The organism is Inhella inkyongensis (assembly GCF_005952805.1).
Classification (GTDB): domain Bacteria; phylum Pseudomonadota; class Gammaproteobacteria; order Burkholderiales; family Burkholderiaceae_C; genus Inhella; species Inhella inkyongensis.
This window is the reverse complement of the sequence record NZ_CP040709.1, coordinates 3920938-3936140: the sequence shown is the minus strand read 5'-3', so window position 1 is coordinate 3936140 and position 15203 is coordinate 3920938. Positions and strand designations below refer to the sequence as shown.

General features: G+C 57.5%; 16 protein-coding genes. 15 read left to right on the top strand and 1 reads right to left on the bottom strand.

Translation table 11 applies throughout. The features are described 5' to 3' along the window. Positions 1-7 precede the first annotated feature (7 nt). From sucC to FF090_RS19795, 15 genes are all read left to right on the top strand, one after another. Positions 8-1168 carry an ADP-forming succinate--CoA ligase subunit beta gene (gene sucC, locus FF090_RS18415; protein WP_138858128.1) on the top strand — a complete coding sequence of 387 codons (1161 nt, stop codon included), beginning with the start codon at positions 8-10 and terminating at the stop codon, positions 1166-1168. A gap of 17 nt (positions 1169-1185) precedes the next feature. Continuing rightward, the gene (gene sucD, locus FF090_RS18410) at positions 1186-2079 is read left to right on the top strand and encodes a succinate--CoA ligase subunit alpha (protein ID WP_138858127.1); all 894 of its coding nucleotides are present in this window, start codon (positions 1186-1188) and stop codon (positions 2077-2079) included. Positions 2080-2138: 59 nt separating this feature from the next. Beyond that, positions 2139-2843, top strand: coding sequence for a TerC family protein (locus FF090_RS18405; protein ID WP_138858126.1), 705 nt, complete (start codon positions 2139-2141; stop codon positions 2841-2843). After that, positions 2843-3901, top strand: a complete 1059-nt coding sequence (locus FF090_RS18400; protein WP_217503002.1) for a serine/threonine-protein kinase — start codon at positions 2843-2845, stop codon at positions 3899-3901. The genes FF090_RS18405 and FF090_RS18400 overlap by 1 nt, the downstream gene beginning before the upstream one ends. 5 nt (positions 3902-3906) lie before the next feature. Further along, positions 3907-4698 carry a Stp1/IreP family PP2C-type Ser/Thr phosphatase gene (locus FF090_RS18395; RefSeq protein ID WP_375137414.1) on the top strand — a complete coding sequence of 264 codons (792 nt, stop codon included), beginning with the start codon at positions 3907-3909 and terminating at the stop codon, positions 4696-4698. A 44-nt stretch (positions 4699-4742) separates the two neighbouring features. Further along, positions 4743-5411, top strand: coding sequence for an FHA domain-containing protein (locus FF090_RS18390; RefSeq protein ID WP_138858125.1), 669 nt, complete (start codon positions 4743-4745; stop codon positions 5409-5411). A 132-nt stretch (positions 5412-5543) separates the two neighbouring features. Next, on the top strand, positions 5544-6326 hold the full coding sequence (locus FF090_RS18385; protein ID WP_138858124.1) for an MBL fold metallo-hydrolase: 783 nt from the start codon (positions 5544-5546) through the stop codon (positions 6324-6326). Positions 6327-6492: 166 nt separating this feature from the next. After that, entirely contained in the window at positions 6493-6963 is a 471-nt protein-coding gene (locus FF090_RS18380; RefSeq protein ID WP_138858123.1) for a pilin, read from the top strand. 65 nt (positions 6964-7028) lie between these two features. Continuing rightward, on the top strand, positions 7029-8246 hold the full coding sequence (locus tag FF090_RS18375; protein ID WP_138858122.1) for a glycosyltransferase family 2 protein: 1218 nt from the start codon (positions 7029-7031) through the stop codon (positions 8244-8246). After that, positions 8243-8992 (top strand): glycosyltransferase 87 family protein, encoded by a 750-nt coding sequence (locus tag FF090_RS18370; RefSeq protein WP_138858121.1) that lies wholly within the window; start codon positions 8243-8245, stop codon positions 8990-8992. Before FF090_RS18375 ends, FF090_RS18370 begins: the two co-directional genes overlap by 4 nt. Before the next feature lie 67 nt (positions 8993-9059). Continuing rightward, on the top strand, positions 9060-10166 hold the full coding sequence (locus tag FF090_RS18365) for a hypothetical protein (protein ID WP_138858120.1): 1107 nt from the start codon (positions 9060-9062) through the stop codon (positions 10164-10166). Continuing rightward, positions 10166-11269 (top strand): glycosyltransferase family 4 protein, encoded by a 1104-nt coding sequence (locus FF090_RS18360; protein ID WP_138858119.1) that lies wholly within the window; start codon positions 10166-10168, stop codon positions 11267-11269. The genes FF090_RS18365 and FF090_RS18360 overlap by 1 nt, the downstream gene beginning before the upstream one ends. Further along, complete coding sequence (locus FF090_RS18355; RefSeq protein WP_175423724.1) at positions 11262-12182, top strand: glycosyltransferase; 921 nt, start codon at positions 11262-11264, stop codon at positions 12180-12182. The genes FF090_RS18360 and FF090_RS18355 overlap by 8 nt, the downstream gene beginning before the upstream one ends. Beyond that, the gene (locus FF090_RS18350; RefSeq protein WP_138858117.1) at positions 12179-13471 is read left to right on the top strand and encodes a polysaccharide biosynthesis protein; all 1293 of its coding nucleotides are present in this window, start codon (positions 12179-12181) and stop codon (positions 13469-13471) included. The genes FF090_RS18355 and FF090_RS18350 overlap by 4 nt, the downstream gene beginning before the upstream one ends. Beyond that, complete coding sequence (locus FF090_RS19795) at positions 13464-14339, top strand: glycosyltransferase family 2 protein (RefSeq protein WP_138858116.1); 876 nt, start codon at positions 13464-13466, stop codon at positions 14337-14339. The genes FF090_RS18350 and FF090_RS19795 overlap by 8 nt, the downstream gene beginning before the upstream one ends. On the opposite strand, the gene FF090_RS19350 is transcribed toward FF090_RS19795, so the two are convergent. Continuing rightward, positions 14276-14881: a glycosyltransferase gene (locus tag FF090_RS19350; RefSeq protein ID WP_175423723.1), complete on the bottom strand. Its 606-nt coding sequence runs from the start codon at positions 14879-14881 to the stop codon at positions 14276-14278. The two genes, FF090_RS19795 and FF090_RS19350, sit on opposite strands and share 64 nt — an antisense overlap. Between the last annotated feature and the right edge of the window lie 322 nt (positions 14882-15203).

Genomic DNA, 15203 nt, shown 5'->3' with positions numbered 1-15203 from the left:
TCAAGCCATGAAGATCCACGAATACCAAGGCAAGGAAATCCTGCGCCAGTTCGGCGTGCCGGTGCCGCGCGGCATCCCCGCGTTTACCGTGCAAGAGGCCGTTGAAGCGGCGCAGAAGCTGGGCGGCCCGGTCTGGGTCGTGAAGGCGCAGATCCACGCCGGTGGTCGTGGCAAGGGGGGTGGCGTGAAGCTGGCGCGCTCGATGGATGACGTGAAGTCTCTGTCCGAGCAGATCTTGGGCATGCAGCTCAAGACCCACCAGACCGGCCTCGAAGGCCAGAAGGTGCGCCGCCTCTATATCGAAGAGGGCGCCGACATCAAGAAGGAATACTACGTTTCGCTGGTGACCGACCGTGGCACCCAGAAGGTGGCCTTCATTGCCTCCAGCGAAGGCGGCATGGACATCGAGGAAGTGGCCCACAGCACGCCCGAAAAGATCATCACCGAGGTGATCGACCCCCTGACGGGTCTGGGCGCCGAGCAGGCCAAGAAGATCGCCACGGCCATCGGCCTGCCCGAGGGCAGCCATGCACAGGCCGTCGATCTGTTCCAGAAGCTCTATCGCTGCTACATGGAAACCGACGCCTCGCTGGTCGAAATCAACCCGCTGAACTGTGACAGCAAGGGCAATTTGATCGCCCTGGACGCCAAGTTCAACTTCGACAGCAACGCCCTGTTCCGTCACCCCGAGATCGTGGCCTATCGCGATCTGGACGAAGAAGACCCGGCCGAGGTCGAGGCCTCGAAGTTCGACCTGGCCTACATCAGCCTGGACGGCAACATCGGCTGCTTGGTGAATGGCGCGGGCCTGGCCATGTCGACCATGGACACCATCAAGCTCTTCGGTGGCGAGCCCGCCAACTTCCTGGACGTGGGCGGTGGCGCCACGGCCGAAAAGGTGACCGAGGCCTTCAAGATCATGCTCAAGAACAAGAGCGTGAAGGGCATCCTGGTCAATATCTTCGGCGGCATCATGAAGTGCGACACCATCGCCGAGGGCGTGATCACGGCCTGCAAGGCGGTGAATCTGAGCGTGCCCCTGGTTGTGCGCATGAAGGGTACGAACGAAGACCTGGGCAAGAAGATGCTGGCCGAGTCCGGCCTGCCCATCATTGCGGCCGACACCATGGCCGAAGCAGCGACCAAGATCGTTGCCGCTGTTGCCTAAGCCTCGGAGCAAAACACATGTCGATCTACATCAATAAAGACACCAAGGTCATCACCCAGGGCATCACCGGCAAGACCGGTCAGTTCCACACCCTGGGCTGCCAGGCCTATGCCAATGGCAAGAACTGCTTCGTCGCTGGCGTGAACCCGAAGAAGGCGGGCGAGAAGTTCAGCGAAATCCCCATCTACGGTACTGTCAAGGAAGCCGCCGCCCAGACTGGCGCCACGGTGTCGGTGATCTATGTGCCGCCGGCGGGCGCTGCTGCCGCCATCTGGGAGGCCGTGGAGGCCGATCTGGACATGGCCATCTGCATCACCGAAGGCATCCCTGTGCGCGACATGCTGGAAGTGCGCAACAAGATGAAGGCCAAGGAAGCTGCGGGTGGCAAGCGCACCCTGCTGCTGGGCCCCAACTGCCCGGGCCTGATTACGCCTGAGGAAATCAAGATCGGCATCATGCCCGGCCACATCCATCGCAAGGGTCGCATCGGCGTGGTGTCGCGTTCGGGCACCTTGACCTATGAGGCCGTGGCGCAACTGACCGAAATCGGCTTGGGCCAATCCAGTGCCGTGGGCATTGGCGGCGACCCGATCAATGGCTTGAAGCACATCGACGTGATGAAGGCCTTCAACGACGATCCGGACACCGACGCCGTCATCATGATCGGTGAGATCGGCGGCCCCGACGAGGCCGAGGCAGCGCGCTGGTGCAAGGCCAATATGAAGAAGCCCATCGTCGGCTTCATCGCGGGTGTGACCGCCCCTCCGGGCAAGCGCATGGGCCACGCCGGTGCCTTGATCGCCGGCGGCGCCGATACGGCCGATGCCAAGCTCGCCATCATGGAAGAGTGCGGCTTCACCATCACTCGCAATCCGAGCGAAATGGCGCGCCTGCTCAAGGGCCTGCTGTAATCCGCCCTGGCTGACGCAATCTGGGGGCCGCAAGGCCCCCTTTCTATTTCTGGACTGCTATGGATTGGTTGACCGACCCCGCCTTCTGGCTCGCCGTGGGCCAGATCATCATGATCGACATCCTGCTCGGCGGGGACAACGCCGTGGTCATCGCCTTGGCCTGCCGGCGTCTGTCGCCCGAGCTGCGGACCAAAGGCATCTTCTGGGGCACGGTGGGTGCCATCGTGCTGCGGGTGATCCTGATCTTTTTTGCGCTCAGCCTGCTCAAGTTGCCAGCACTCAAGCTCATTGGGGCTGTGCTGCTGCTGTGGATCGGTGTGAAGCTGATGCTGCCCGAGGAAGAGGACGGGCATGGCAACATCCAGGCCAGTGACAAACTCTGGGCGGCGGTGAAGACCGTCATCGTGGCGGACCTGGTGATGAGCGTGGACAACGTGATTGCAATTGCCGGTGCGGCCCAGAACGCGGGTCAGGGCCACCAGATGGGTCTGGTGGTTTTTGGCCTGCTGGTCTCCATCCCGATCATTGTTTGGGGCAGCCAGATCGTCATCAAGCTGATGGATCGATTCCCGGTAGTGATCGTGGTGGGGGCTATGTTGTTGGGTTGGATTGCCGGCGGGCTCGCCCTGGGCGATCCGTTGCTGACACCCTGGACCGTGGGCCTGCCCGCCGGCAGCCATTACATCGCCGGGGTGCTTGGCGCCTTGTTGGTCTGGGGCCTGGGCAGCACCCTGGCACGTCGCCAGGCTGCTTCGGGCGCGTGATGGGCTGGCTGCAACGCGTCAAGGGATGGCTGGGCGCGGGCAGCTCAGCGGCACCGGCCACCCTGCAAAGCACCCAGCCTCTGACCACCCAGGCGCTGGGTTCCACCTTGCCGCTGGGTGGACAGCAGGTGGCGGCCGAGGTGCCAGCCCATATCGAAATTGGCGCCGAGTTGGGTCGTGGCGCCATGGCGGTGGTGCATCGGGCCTTCGACCGGCAACTCGGGCACGAGATCGCCATCAAGCGCCTGCTGCTGGCGCAGGAGTACGACCCGGCTGATCTGGCCGATGTGCGCGCCCGCTTCCTGCGCGAGGCCCGAGCAGCCCGCGCGCTCAATCACCCGGACATCCTGCGCGTCTACGACCTGGGCGAGAGCGGCGGGGATGCCTGGATTTCGATGGAATTGCTGCACGGTCGCGACCTCAGTCACCATGTCCAGCCCGGGCATTTGTTGCCGGTGGCTCAGGTGCTGCGCTTGGGCATTCGCGTAGCCCGCGCGCTGGACTATGCACACCGCCAGGGCGTGGTGCACCGGGATATCAAACCGGCCAACATCATGTGGGACGCGCAGACCGAGCAGGTGAAGCTGATGGACTTCGGAATCGCCCGCATTGCCGATGGCAGCCGCACCCGCACTGGCTTGGTGCTGGGCACACCCAGTTTCATGGCTCCGGAGCAATTGGCCGGCGCGGCCGTTGATGGCCGCAGCGACCTGTACGCCTTGGGGGCCGTGCTCTATCAGTTGCTCACCGGTCGACTCCCGCACCAGAGTGAATCGATGGCGCGCTTGATGTATGAGATTGCCAACGAGCGCGTCGCGGATGTGCGCGACTTGCGCCCGGGTTTGCCGGAGGCCCTGGCCATGGTGCTGGCGCTGGCGCTGGAAAAGCGCCCGGAGCTGCGCTATGCGAATGGCGAGGACTTCGCGCAGGATCTGGAAACCGTGCTCGCGCAGTTGGAAGAAGAGCCGATGCTTGCGGCGGCTCCGGAGGCCGCTGCGCCGCCCAAGGACGATCCCTTTGGTGCCACTCAACGCATCCCAACCGGAGGTGCGCCTTGAAGGCCCTGCCCTATGCGCTGGAGTTGGTCGGCCTGACCGACGTGGGGCGCGCGCGCAATAACAACGAGGACTGCTTTGCCCTCGACACCGAGGCGGGCCTGGCCGTGTTGGCCGACGGCATGGGCGGCTACAACGCGGGCGAAGTGGCAAGCCAGATGCTGACCAGCTTCCTTCACAGCGAGCTCGGCCGCTGGCTTCATGAGGCCGAAGGTGCGCCGCCCGAGGCGGTGCGGCGCGCGGTCGAAATTTGTGTGGACAACGCCAACCGGGCCATCCTGGGGGCCGCACAAACCAATCCGCGCTACGCCGGCATGGGCACCACCCTGGTGATGGCGGTGTTCCGGCCCGAAGGGGTCTGCGTCGCGCATGTGGGCGATTCGCGGGCCTATCGGCTGCGCGCCGGCCGCTTGGAGCAAATCACCCGTGATCACTCGCTGCTGCAAGAGCAACTCGACGCTGGGCTGATTACTCCCGAGCAGGCGGTGCATGCCCTGCACAAGAACCTGGTCACGCGCGCCGTGGGCGTCGAGCCCATCGTGCAGGTCGATGTGGCCCTGCACCCCCTGCAACCCGGGGATCAGTTCCTTCTTTGTTCGGATGGCCTGTCCGACATGCTCGATGATGCGCAGCTTCAGGCTTTGTGCCTGCGAAACAACGATCTGACCGACGCCGCCCGCATGCTGATTGCCGGCGCCAATGAACAAGGCGGGCGCGATAACATCACGGCCGTTTTGGCGCGCGTTGGCCCAGCTGGGCGGGCCGAAGCCAAGCCCTGGTGGGGGCTTGGACGTCGATAAGGTATTCGCGGCGCAACCCGCTACAAGAAACTCAAGAGGTTCCGATGGCCAAACTGGTGTTGTCGCTCGACGGCGTGGTGATCAAGGAAGTGCAGTTGACCAAAGACCGCACCACCATGGGTCGCCGCCCCTATAACGACATCGTCATCGATAACCTCGCCGTCAGCGGCGAGCACGCCGTGCTGCAGATGATTGGCGCCGAGGTCTTTATCGAGGACCTGAATTCCACCAATGGCACCTACATCAATGGCAAGGCGGTCAAGAAGCAACAGCTGCGCGCCAACGATGTGATCGAGGTTGGCAAGTACAAGATCAAGTTCTTGGCGGATGAGCACGCCGAATACGACAAGACCATGATCCTCAAGCCCGGCGAGATGCCGCCGCCGCTGGCGGCGCGTGCGCCGGCACCGGCCAGTGGCTTTGGCGCCCTCGGTGCGGCCGCCGCCCAAGGCCCGGCCAGCATCAAGGTGCTCAACGGCGCCGCCGCTGGCCGTGAAGTGCCGCTGACCAAGGTCGTGACCACGGTGGGCAAGCCGGGCGTGCAAGTGGCCTCCATCACCCGTCGTCCGGCGGGTTATGTGTTCTCTCATGTCGAAGGTGCCCAGCGGCCGACTCTCAATGGACAAGCGCTGCCGGAAGAGGCGGTGCCGCTCAAGCACGGCGATGTGATTGAGCTGGCCGGCACTCAGATGCAGTTTGTCCAGCCGGCGTGACGGGCGTCACGCATCCGGATCGGCCGAATTAGGCCAAGCCACCAGTTCGGCTGCTGCGTCAAAACTGCGCGCCTCTCGCTTGAACTGGCCTCTACAGTGCCAGGCTGAGCGCCACTTGGGCGCCGATTGCCTATGACACTTCGAGTTCTTGGTTGCAGCGGGGCCATCGCGGCCGGCTGCAAGACCACATCTTTCCTGCTGGACCAGCGCATCCTGATCGATGCCGGCACGGGCGTGGGTGACCTCAGCCTGGACGAGCTGGCGCAAATTGATCATGTGCTGCTCAGTCACTCTCATCTAGATCATGTACTGAGCCTGCCCTTGCTGGCCGACGCCGCACTGCGTCGCCGCCGCGCCTTGGGTTTGGGGCCGGTCCAGGTTCATGCGCTGCCCGAAACCCTGCTGGCGCTGAAAACCCATCTGTTCAATGATGTGATCTGGCCGGATTTCACTCGGCTTCCCAGTGCTGAGTCCCCGGCATTGGGCTTTTCGCCGCTTGAGACCGGGCAGGTCCTTGAATTGGCGGGCCGCCAGATCGAGGTGCTTCCCGCCGCACACACAGTGCCTGCGTGCGGGTTCGCCATCCGTCATCTCCACGGCGCCCAATGGCTGGCTTACACCGGCGATACCGGCCCCAACCCCGCCCTGTGGCGCCGACTGAACCAGTTGCCGCTGCGTCAATTGATCATCGAAGCGGCTTTTGGTGACGATGAAGCTGTGTTGGCTGCCCTCAGCCGCCATCACTGCCCTGCCAGCCTGATGCCCGAGCTGCGTCAGTTGCAGGTCCGGCCCGAAATTTGGCTTACTCACATCAAGCCCGGCGAGACCCAGGCGGTGCTGGCGCAATTGGCCGCCCAACCCGGCGGCCATGCCATCCGCGCGCTGCAAACGGGCCAGTTGCTGCCGCTGGAGTGACAGTTCTCGGCAGGTGGTTGACGAAATTTGTCAGCCCATGGCTGTGCGTTCTGCGACGCCTAGGGGAAACCGTGACCTGTGGCACGAAGTGCCCATCCCTACACTTGGCACGACCCCTGCATATAAGGGGGTGTCCTCAACCCCTTTCCTCTCGAAGGAGCTTTCCATGAAGCGTGTTCAACAAGGTTTCACCCTGATCGAATTGATGATCGTGGTGGCGATCATCGGCATCTTGGCTGCGGTGGCGCTGCCGGCTTATCAGGATTACACCAAGCGGGCGAAGATGTCCGAAGTGGTGCTGGCTGCGTCTTCGTGCCGCACCACGATCTCTGAGGTGTACCAGTCTGGCAGCCAAAGTACCGTGGCCGCGAATGCCTGGGGCTGTGAAAACACCAATCAATCGTCCAAGTATGTGAAGTCAATTCAAACGAGTGCAGACGGCAAGATCACCGTCACGGCGACTGGAGTGGGCGATGCCCAAATCGACGACAAGACCATTGATTTGACGCCAGCTAACAGCACTGGTTCGCCCTTGACCTATAGCGGCACGCCGCAACAAGTCTATCAGTGGAAGTGCGGCCCTGGTGCGAACAACCCCATCCTGGCGAAGTTCCTGCCTGGCTCCTGCCGCGGCTAATTCAGGCCTAACAATCTAACCCTATAAGGCAGCGTGCGCGCTGCCTTTTTTATTTGCTTCCGCGAATGACGACCGAGATTGAGTTGACCATTCTGATGCCTTGCCTCAACGAGGCAAGAACGCTGGCAAAGTGTATCCAGCAGGCAAAAGCGTTCCTGCTTGAGCATGGCGTAAGCGGCGAAGTGCTGATAGCTGATAACGGTTCGACCGATGGCTCAGTCGGAATAGCACTCAATCTTGGCGCAAGAGTGATAGGGGTCGAGCAGCGCGGCTATGGGGCTGCCCTCCAGGCTGGTATATCGGCTGCGCGCGGTCGTTATATTGCTATGGCTGACTCGGACTGCAGTTACAACTTTGGCGGGCTAGCCCCGTTTCTGGAGGCGCTCCGCCGTGGACAGCAACTGGTGGTCGGCAATAGATTCAAAGGTGGCATCGAACCAGGTGCAATGCCTCTACTCCATCGGTACCTGGGCAATCCAGTACTGAGCTTTGTGGGGCGGCGCTTTTTTGGCGGCCCCCTAAGTGATTTTCATTGCGGCCTCAGGGCCTTTGACCGCCAAGCCGTGCTGGATTTGGGGCTAATAACTCCGGGCATGGAGTTCGCTAGTGAAATGATAGTAAAGGCACTCCAGTCGGGCCTCCGCATCTCAGAGGTGCCGACAACGTTAGCTCCTGATGAGCGAGGTCGACCGCCCCATCTGAATACCTGGCGCGACGGTTGGCGCCATCTGAGATTCTTGTTTCTATTTGCGCCGCGCTGGCTATTTCTTTACCCAGGGGCCCTCCTGTTGCTGCTGGGTATATTGCAGTTCTCTGCAGCTTTTGCTCCTGTAGGCTGGATAGACGGAGCGTGGCCAAGAGGCGTCCATGCAGAATTGTTTGCGGCTGCCGCATGCGTCATAGGGTGGCAAACCATGCTTCTCGCCCTGGGCGTGATATATGCACGTCATGGGGCGGGGCTTGAAACGAATAGCAGAAGCGAGAGACTGATTTTGCGGTGGATTCAGGGGGCATCCTTGGTGCTTGGCGGGGTTCTTATGTTATTCGCTGGCTTGCTTATATGTATTGAGCTGCCAATCGAATGGCAGCGAGCTGGCTTCGGTCCACTGGATCCGCAAAAGACCATGCAAATCCTAATCCCTGGGATTGCACTCACTATCGGGGGAGCTCAAGCACTTTTGGCGAAGCTCTATCTTGCAACGCTGCGAAGTGCCTTTGAGTCGAGTGGACGACTGCGACGGAACGAGCAGAAGGCAATTGGTTGGCGTGAGCTCGAGCTATGAAGCAAGCGATATTGATTGAGGCCATCATATTCGCCATCGTGGCGGCCATTGTCGCCGCTATTGGCGTGTATTTTGGTTTAGGTGGGCAAGGCTGGAGTTGGGATGCGCTAAATCATCATATATATCTTGGCTATATTGCGGAAAGCCCTCGATGGCACCTCGATGTGGCGCCGGCAAGTCTGCAAACATACCAGTATCCATATTTGTACTGGCCAATATATAAATTGAGCATTCTTAATATTTCAGGCCTTGCTGTGGGAATGCTGTGGGCAGGCTCGCAGGCGCTCTTATTGGCTCTACCGGCTTGGGCGCTAGCTTATCAACTCACAATACGAACTGGATCTGAGTGGATTGACTTGGGATGGCGTTGGGCCGCAGGCATTATCGCCATGACAAGCGGTTTGCTCTGGGCTTCCATTGAAACTTCAGCGAACGACCTGTTGGCGGCCATTCCACTGTTGTGGGCCCTTGTTCTTATGGCGAAAGACGAGGTCGGTAATCGACGTCATTTTTGGGCGGCACTCCTGCTCGGAGTTGCCGCGGCGTTCAAACTGTCTAATGCCGTCTTCTTGCCTCTTTTGGCATTTTGGTGCTTAACCGCCGGTAGGGTGGGGACGCTGAAGAGAGGAGTGTTCTTATTGCTAGGCGCGGCACTAGGAGCGTTCGCTGCATATATGCCGTGGGGGGTGCAACTGTACAGAGTTACGGGGAACCCTTTTCACCCATTCTTTGCAAACTGGTTTTAGCCAGCCGAAATCGATGTTGAGATTTCAACCTGATGGGTGGTTAGAAGGTGTGCTTCGGCCCTTCTTGATGGGTGATCCCGCCGCCGGTATTTACGTCGAATTTATGGCGCCCGACTGGCGCTTCGCAATACTGATAATCTTGCTTTGTTTTGTTGCGCTGCGCGCGAATAAAGTTGGGTCCAGACTTACGCCGGGGCAGTGGCGCACACTTGGCGCCATGTTTCTAATGTTTGTGCTCTGGATGGCAACTAGCGGCAACGGGCGATACTTTATCGCCGGTTTAGTGCTTGTTGGACCCCTTGTGGTTATGGGAGTCCAGTGCTTGGGAGGTAGTCCTAGCTTCCGTTTTGGAATTTTGATGATTGTTGTGTCCGTGCAGTTCTCCGCTGCTTACCTTGCGTTTGGCGCGGGACATTGGGCGCTGACTGTATGGTCTGACAAAACGGAGCCAATTCAACAATCGAGTCTGCGTAACAGGCCGGCGAACTTCTTAACCATCACCGGGATTTCCTATTCCAGCTTAGTGCCTCTGTTTCATCCGAAATCTCGCTGGGCGAATATCTCAGGACAGCACCTGATGGATGATAAGCGCCTGGAGTATCGAGCACTTACACGAATGTTGGCGGACACAAAGGATGAAAGCTATGTGGTTCTCCCGGAGTCGGCGCGTGGACCTGCAAAGCCTAACGGGGAGGCCCTGCATCTCGCGACGGCTGCTCTATCGTTCCACGGCCTTGCGTTTGAGCCCCAGGACTGTATTTGGTTGAATAGTCGCATGGTTGCCAATGCACCAGGAGGCGCCACAGCAGGAAGGCCGTCAGGGTTTTGGTTTTGCCCGATTCGACAGTTCAGGGATCGCCAGGCAGCTGCACAGCAGGCCCAAGCAGAGCTAAACGCCGAGTTCAGTGGGGTCTTTTCCATTCTGGAAGAAAGTTGTCCTCGATACTTTCGCCCCAATGAAGGTCGCAATTCGCGAACAAATGGCGCCCTGATAAGGTTTTATACGTCCTCTGACACCAGGGTGATGATCGATGGGGCGGGGGATGTTTATTACAAGTACTTCCGTGCAATGAATTACACAAAGCTTGCCCGTGTTGCTGATATTCTGACTGGGAATTTTCATATGCCATGCACGAAGGTTGACGGCCGTTATACCCCTCCCTGGGAGCGATAATGGTTCTTGGGGAACGACCGAGACTTTTGCTCGCGGTTGCTGATGGACGGGCTGGAGGGGGGACAACCGTAGTTTTGAGTCTGATCGACCATCTCCTTCAAGATGGGCGGTGGACTCCCCTGCTAATGACCGAGCTGGCATCCCACTTGGCGACGCAGGCTCAGGCCCGGGGGGTAGAAGTTATTGGATTCAACTTCTTCGGGATGAAGGCGTGGAGCCACAAATATTTGGCCAAGCTGCTGATTAATCAGCGTTGCACCGCTGTTCACGCGCACGGCCTTCGCGCGGCGTTTCATTGCTGTGTGGCTCTTAATGGGCGCCACGACCCCCCTCTTATTTATACCGTCCATGGACTCCATCAATTACATTTCTGGGCGCCCCTACGCCGAATAGTTAATTTGGCCGAGAGACTGGTAGCTCGTCGTTCCACATTTGTCACGTACGTGAGCCACGCTGACGTTCAATTGGCGCGATTGTGGTGTATCGCTCCGGACCCTAATCAAATAGCGCTGATCCCAAACGGCGTCGATATGGCAAAGCTGTCAGCGATGGAAAATGAACAGCGCACTTTCGATGCGATCTTCATAGGGCGCTGGGTAAGGCAGAAGGATCCTGTGCTCGCAAGTCAGATACTTGCTGAACTGGCCGCGCGAGGCTGGCGCTGCGCTATTGGTGGAGCTGGAAGCCTGGCACCAGAGGTCCTTCAAGTGTTGGCTCGTGATGAGGGGGGGCACTTAGTTGAGCAACTTGGACCATTGAGTCATCAAGAGGCCTTGTCTGCCTTGTCAAAAGCCCGCTTGGTCATCATGCCGTCGCGTTGGGAAGGCTTGCCTTTGCTGCCTATGGAGGCGGCAGCACTGGGCGTTGTCAACTTGACTAGTGATTTGGCTGCCTGCCGCGAACTGATACCGAGTCCTGCGCACGGAAAGTTGATATCAAGCCGGCAGACATCAGAATGGGTCGACGCGGCGCAAAATCTTTTGCAATGCGACCTGTCATATATTAGTCGGTCTGCGAAAGAGTACATTAGAGATAACTACGATATAAATAACACTTTGGCGGCATACCTTGGAGTTTATGAGGCGGCAACGCGTCATGGCTAAGGTGGATGCCCGTGCCAATCGAGTGATTGTTCTGCTTTGCACTCATAATGGTGGTCGAATGCTAGAGCCCCAATTGCGGAGCATTTCAAATCAAAGCCGGCCACCAGATATGGTATTGGTCCATGACTGGGGCAGCTCGGATACTACGCTAGAACAGCTGGCTCATTGGCAGAAAGAGACGCAAGAACTATTCGAGGTGCAAGTGTTTCGGCATCAGCAAGCGCCTGGCCCCGCTCGCAGTTTTGTGCAGGCACTAGCAGACACCCTGGATCGAAAGTTGCAATTTGATTGGGTTCTCCTCTGTGATCAGGATGACCTATGGCGACAAGACAAAATCGCCGAATTTGTGGCGTGTGCGGATCAGAACCCGGGACTCAAGCTGATTCACTGTGACTATGAGTTGATAAATGAGGCGGGGGACCGGATTGGTCGGAGCCTGTGTGGCTCAAGACGCTTTGATGGCCGTGGTGCATCTACCCTGGTAGTCAGTGTTGTCCCAGGAATGTGCATGGCGCTCAGTCGAAACTTTCTGACAGAAAGCCGGTCACTTTGGGGGGGCGTGGATTGGTACATGCATGATTGGGCATTTTGCATCTGCGCGCATGTGCTCGATGCGCCAGTTGCATATATTGACAAAATTCTGGTTGGCTATCGTCAGCACAATTCGAATATCCAAGGGCTGAGGCAGTGGTGGGTTATCGGCGAGTTATTGCGACGTATTCAGCGTGCCCGAGACTTTACTATTTTGACGCACCGGCAACTGTCACAGCTTCAGGGGTGCTCGACGTCGTTTATCGTTCCTAATAAGTTTGATGTCGTAACAAGTGTTCTTCGGGATGGTCTTTTGCCGAGGTTGCTGGTATTGGCGGTCGCTATCAGACTTGCCATGCATTGGCCACGGAACAGAGTATGAAATCGGTCGAGAGAACTCCAATCGCTCCACTGCTCTTGCAGCGATTTGTTGGCCTCGCTGGAGGGGGGATTACGGTTGGTGTGCTCCCATTTTTTCTGTCTTCAGGTGAACTGGGTTATTACTTCACCTATATGAATCTGTTGGCCGCGCAGATAGCCTTTGATTGTGGCTTGTCTTATGTGATTCTGCAGAAAATGGGCGGTTTCGCCATTGACGCTCAGCGCCCTGACAGTATCGGTCTTTCTGCGCGTGAGCGAATTTCTGAGTTGAGATTGTTGCTCTGGACTTGGAGCCGACGCGCTGCTCTGCTATTTTGTTGCGCGATGCTTTCGGCCACACCTTGGTTGAAGAGGGGCGATGTAGACGGTAGCGAACTAATGCTTTGGTTGGCATTGGTGCCGTGTGTCGCCATGGCCTTCTTAACGAATACCCGATTGGCGTATTTCGAAGGTCGTGGACGAATGGCCGATGTCGCCCTTCTGCGAGCGAAGCAGGGACTTGTTGGGGCGGTTCTTTTTGTCCTTGTGCTTTGGACCGGAGGTGGTCTTTGGGCGGCACTGGCGCCCCCAATTGTTCAAAGCGTTTCGGCGACTCTTTGGATACAAAGAGAGGACGTTGGTCGATCGGCTTTCGTGGAATTATCGCCACGGCTTTGGCGCGATGGGGTCTGGCCAATGCAATGGAGAATCGCGCTAAGCTGGGCCGCTGGCTATGCCGCTACCGCAATCTTTGTGCCGGCCACATTCGCCTATCATGGTCCTGTTGAGGCAGGAAAGCTGGGTATTAGTCAAGCCGTCTTTGGTGCGGTGGCCCTATTATCACAGGCTTGGCCCGTATCACAGAATATACATTATTGTATTCTGTTCAAAGAGGGGTGTTACCAGGAGCTTTGGGAATTGTTGCGCGAGGGCCTATTTAAGGTGCAGATCTTTTGCGTGTCGAGCATAGCCATACTCACTGTCCTATGGTATTGGATGGGGGTTCAATTGCCTAGCGTTGGTCTGCGGTTTGTCGAGTTTGTGGATGTGGTGTACCTGGGGCTGGCGACATGGATTGGGTCGATTATCGCCACATTGGCAGTATTTTTACGGGCTCGGCAACAAGAACCACTATTGCTTCCAAGTCTGATGACTGGACTAGGGGCTTTGTTAATCGTGATATTTCTCGCGGAGCGAGGTGTGACAGCAATGCTGGCGGCAAATGCATGCCTTCTGATGTTTGCAATACTGCCTTGGGTTGTGTACATCGCCTGGCGGGCTTGGCAAAGAGATTTTGGCAAAGATGCTTGATATATTCTTGATTACATTCAATAGGTCCAAATTGCTGGAGCGCACCCTCAGGGTGCTTCTTGATTCGCCTCTGGGGCACTTAAAGATCGTTGTACTGGATAATTGTTCTGAAGATGACACTGTTGCTCGTGTCCAGGAGCTCCAGAAGGTGCATAGTAATTTGGTATTGGTGCGAAATCGAGTTAATATTGGCGCTTCTGCAAATGCGATCAGTGCTTTTCTGCAGGCGCAAAATCGCTACTGTTGGGTGCTTTGCGACGATGACGAGCTGCGATTGGAGGGTATGGCGGCGTTTCTTTCTTGGTTGAATTGTCTAACCATAGATGGGCCTGACTTAATCTTGGTTGGGGGGCATCAGCGCGAAAAGGCGCCTTTCGACGGCACTGCAGGATCGGCTCATGACCTGATATTGCAGGGATGCAACTTCTTTCGAGATGGTAGCTTTTTACCTGGGATAATCTACAAGGTTGAATTTGCTCTGAGGGTTATTCCAAAGTGTTACGAGTTTTCGGCTTGGATGTATCCGCATGTAGCTCTACTTCTTGAGGCGTATTCAAGAAACAGCAGCGTACAAGTGAGCCCTAGCCCTTTGGTCATAGCGAGACTTGGCCTCCAGTCCTACAGCCAGGCTCAGCATTTGGATTGCTGGATCGCGCTGACTAAGAGGATTCAAGGGCGCTCCTTGCGCCGGCAATTTTTAAGCTGCCAGTGGGTGGACAGATGGGACCGAAGCGGCGTGCGTGGTTTGCTTGGGTCCTTAATATATAACCGACGACTGAGATATATCCCTTTGCTGTTCTGGAATTATCCAATGCTTACCATCTTGGCCTTTCCTAGGTTGTTTCTAAAATTTGTACGTCGAGTTTGATTCCATTCAAGCCAGTGCCGCTGAACCCATTCGGAAAAACGCTTGTCGAAGAGTTCTTCGGTAAATATATTCGCAGAGGCGACACAGCGTGCCGATAGCTCGGGGCCGGCTTCAGCACTCATCCCGCGCACGGCGGCCGCAACGCTTTCGGGGCACAGAGTTTCGTAAAGCCAGGCGTTTTCTTGGTGGTTTAGATAGTCCAAAACCCCGCCCTCAGCATATGCGATTACTGGCATTCCGGCTGCCAGCGCTTCTATTGGCGCAATTCCGAAATCTTCTACGGCGGCAAATAGGAATGCGGCGGACCTAGCGCGGACTTCAGTGAGTTCTTGGTCGCTGATCCAGCCCGTGAATTGCACATTACTCGGTGAAAGCGCCTTTAGCCTTGATAATTCGGGCCCCTCTCCGACAACGGTTAAGTGATAGTCGGGGAGGAGGTGCATGGCCTTGATTAGAATGTCGGTGTTCTTATGTCCGATCAAGCGTCCAACGCTTAGTAGTTGACGGGAATTGATGGTGTTGTTGGAGATGGCTCGTGCCATCCTTACAGGCGGAGGGATCACTATTGAATCTCTGCCCCAGCACTTCCGAACGCGTCGTTGTACAAAGTAAGAATTGGATGCTATGGCTTCGGGTCCGTTAGAGCTGCCCGCATCCCAAGTTCGGAGTTTATGTATCAGGTGTCTCGCCAGCCAGGAACGGAATCCTTGTTCCAGGCCCTCGGTTCTAAGTGTGTGCCCCTGTAAATCCCAGGCGTATCGCATTGGTGAGTGGCAATAACAGAGGTGTAGAGTGTTGGGGGAAGTTATGACTCCTTTAGCAACACAGTGGCTGCTGGAAATTACGAGATCATGTTCGCTGAGA

Excerpts from the sequence above, each read along its gene's own strand:
- sucC (WP_138858128.1), top strand. The coding sequence starts at position 8 with ATGAAGATCCACGAATACCAAGGCAAGGAAATCCTGCGCCAGTTCGGC.
- sucD (WP_138858127.1), top strand. The coding sequence starts at position 1,186 with ATGTCGATCTACATCAATAAAGACACCAAGGTCATCACCCAGGGCATC.
- FF090_RS18405 (WP_138858126.1), top strand. The coding sequence starts at position 2,139 with ATGGATTGGTTGACCGACCCCGCCTTCTGGCTCGCCGTGGGCCAGATC.
- FF090_RS18400 (WP_217503002.1), top strand. The coding sequence starts at position 2,843 with ATGGGCTGGCTGCAACGCGTCAAGGGATGGCTGGGCGCGGGCAGCTCA.
- FF090_RS18390 (WP_138858125.1), top strand. The coding sequence starts at position 4,743 with ATGGCCAAACTGGTGTTGTCGCTCGACGGCGTGGTGATCAAGGAAGTG.
- FF090_RS18385 (WP_138858124.1), top strand. The coding sequence starts at position 5,544 with ATGACACTTCGAGTTCTTGGTTGCAGCGGGGCCATCGCGGCCGGCTGC.
- FF090_RS18380 (WP_138858123.1), top strand. The coding sequence starts at position 6,493 with ATGAAGCGTGTTCAACAAGGTTTCACCCTGATCGAATTGATGATCGTG.
- FF090_RS18375 (WP_138858122.1), top strand. The coding sequence starts at position 7,029 with ATGACGACCGAGATTGAGTTGACCATTCTGATGCCTTGCCTCAACGAG.
- FF090_RS18370 (WP_138858121.1), top strand. The coding sequence starts at position 8,243 with ATGAAGCAAGCGATATTGATTGAGGCCATCATATTCGCCATCGTGGCG.
- FF090_RS18365 (WP_138858120.1), top strand. The coding sequence starts at position 9,060 with ATGGGTGATCCCGCCGCCGGTATTTACGTCGAATTTATGGCGCCCGAC.
- FF090_RS18360 (WP_138858119.1), top strand. The coding sequence starts at position 10,166 with ATGGTTCTTGGGGAACGACCGAGACTTTTGCTCGCGGTTGCTGATGGA.
- FF090_RS18355 (WP_175423724.1), top strand. The coding sequence starts at position 11,262 with ATGGCTAAGGTGGATGCCCGTGCCAATCGAGTGATTGTTCTGCTTTGC.
- FF090_RS18350 (WP_138858117.1), top strand. The coding sequence starts at position 12,179 with ATGAAATCGGTCGAGAGAACTCCAATCGCTCCACTGCTCTTGCAGCGA.
- FF090_RS19795 (WP_138858116.1), top strand. The coding sequence starts at position 13,464 with ATGCTTGATATATTCTTGATTACATTCAATAGGTCCAAATTGCTGGAG.
- FF090_RS19350 (WP_175423723.1), bottom strand. The coding sequence starts at position 14,881 with ATGGCACGAGCCATCTCCAACAACACCATCAATTCCCGTCAACTACTA.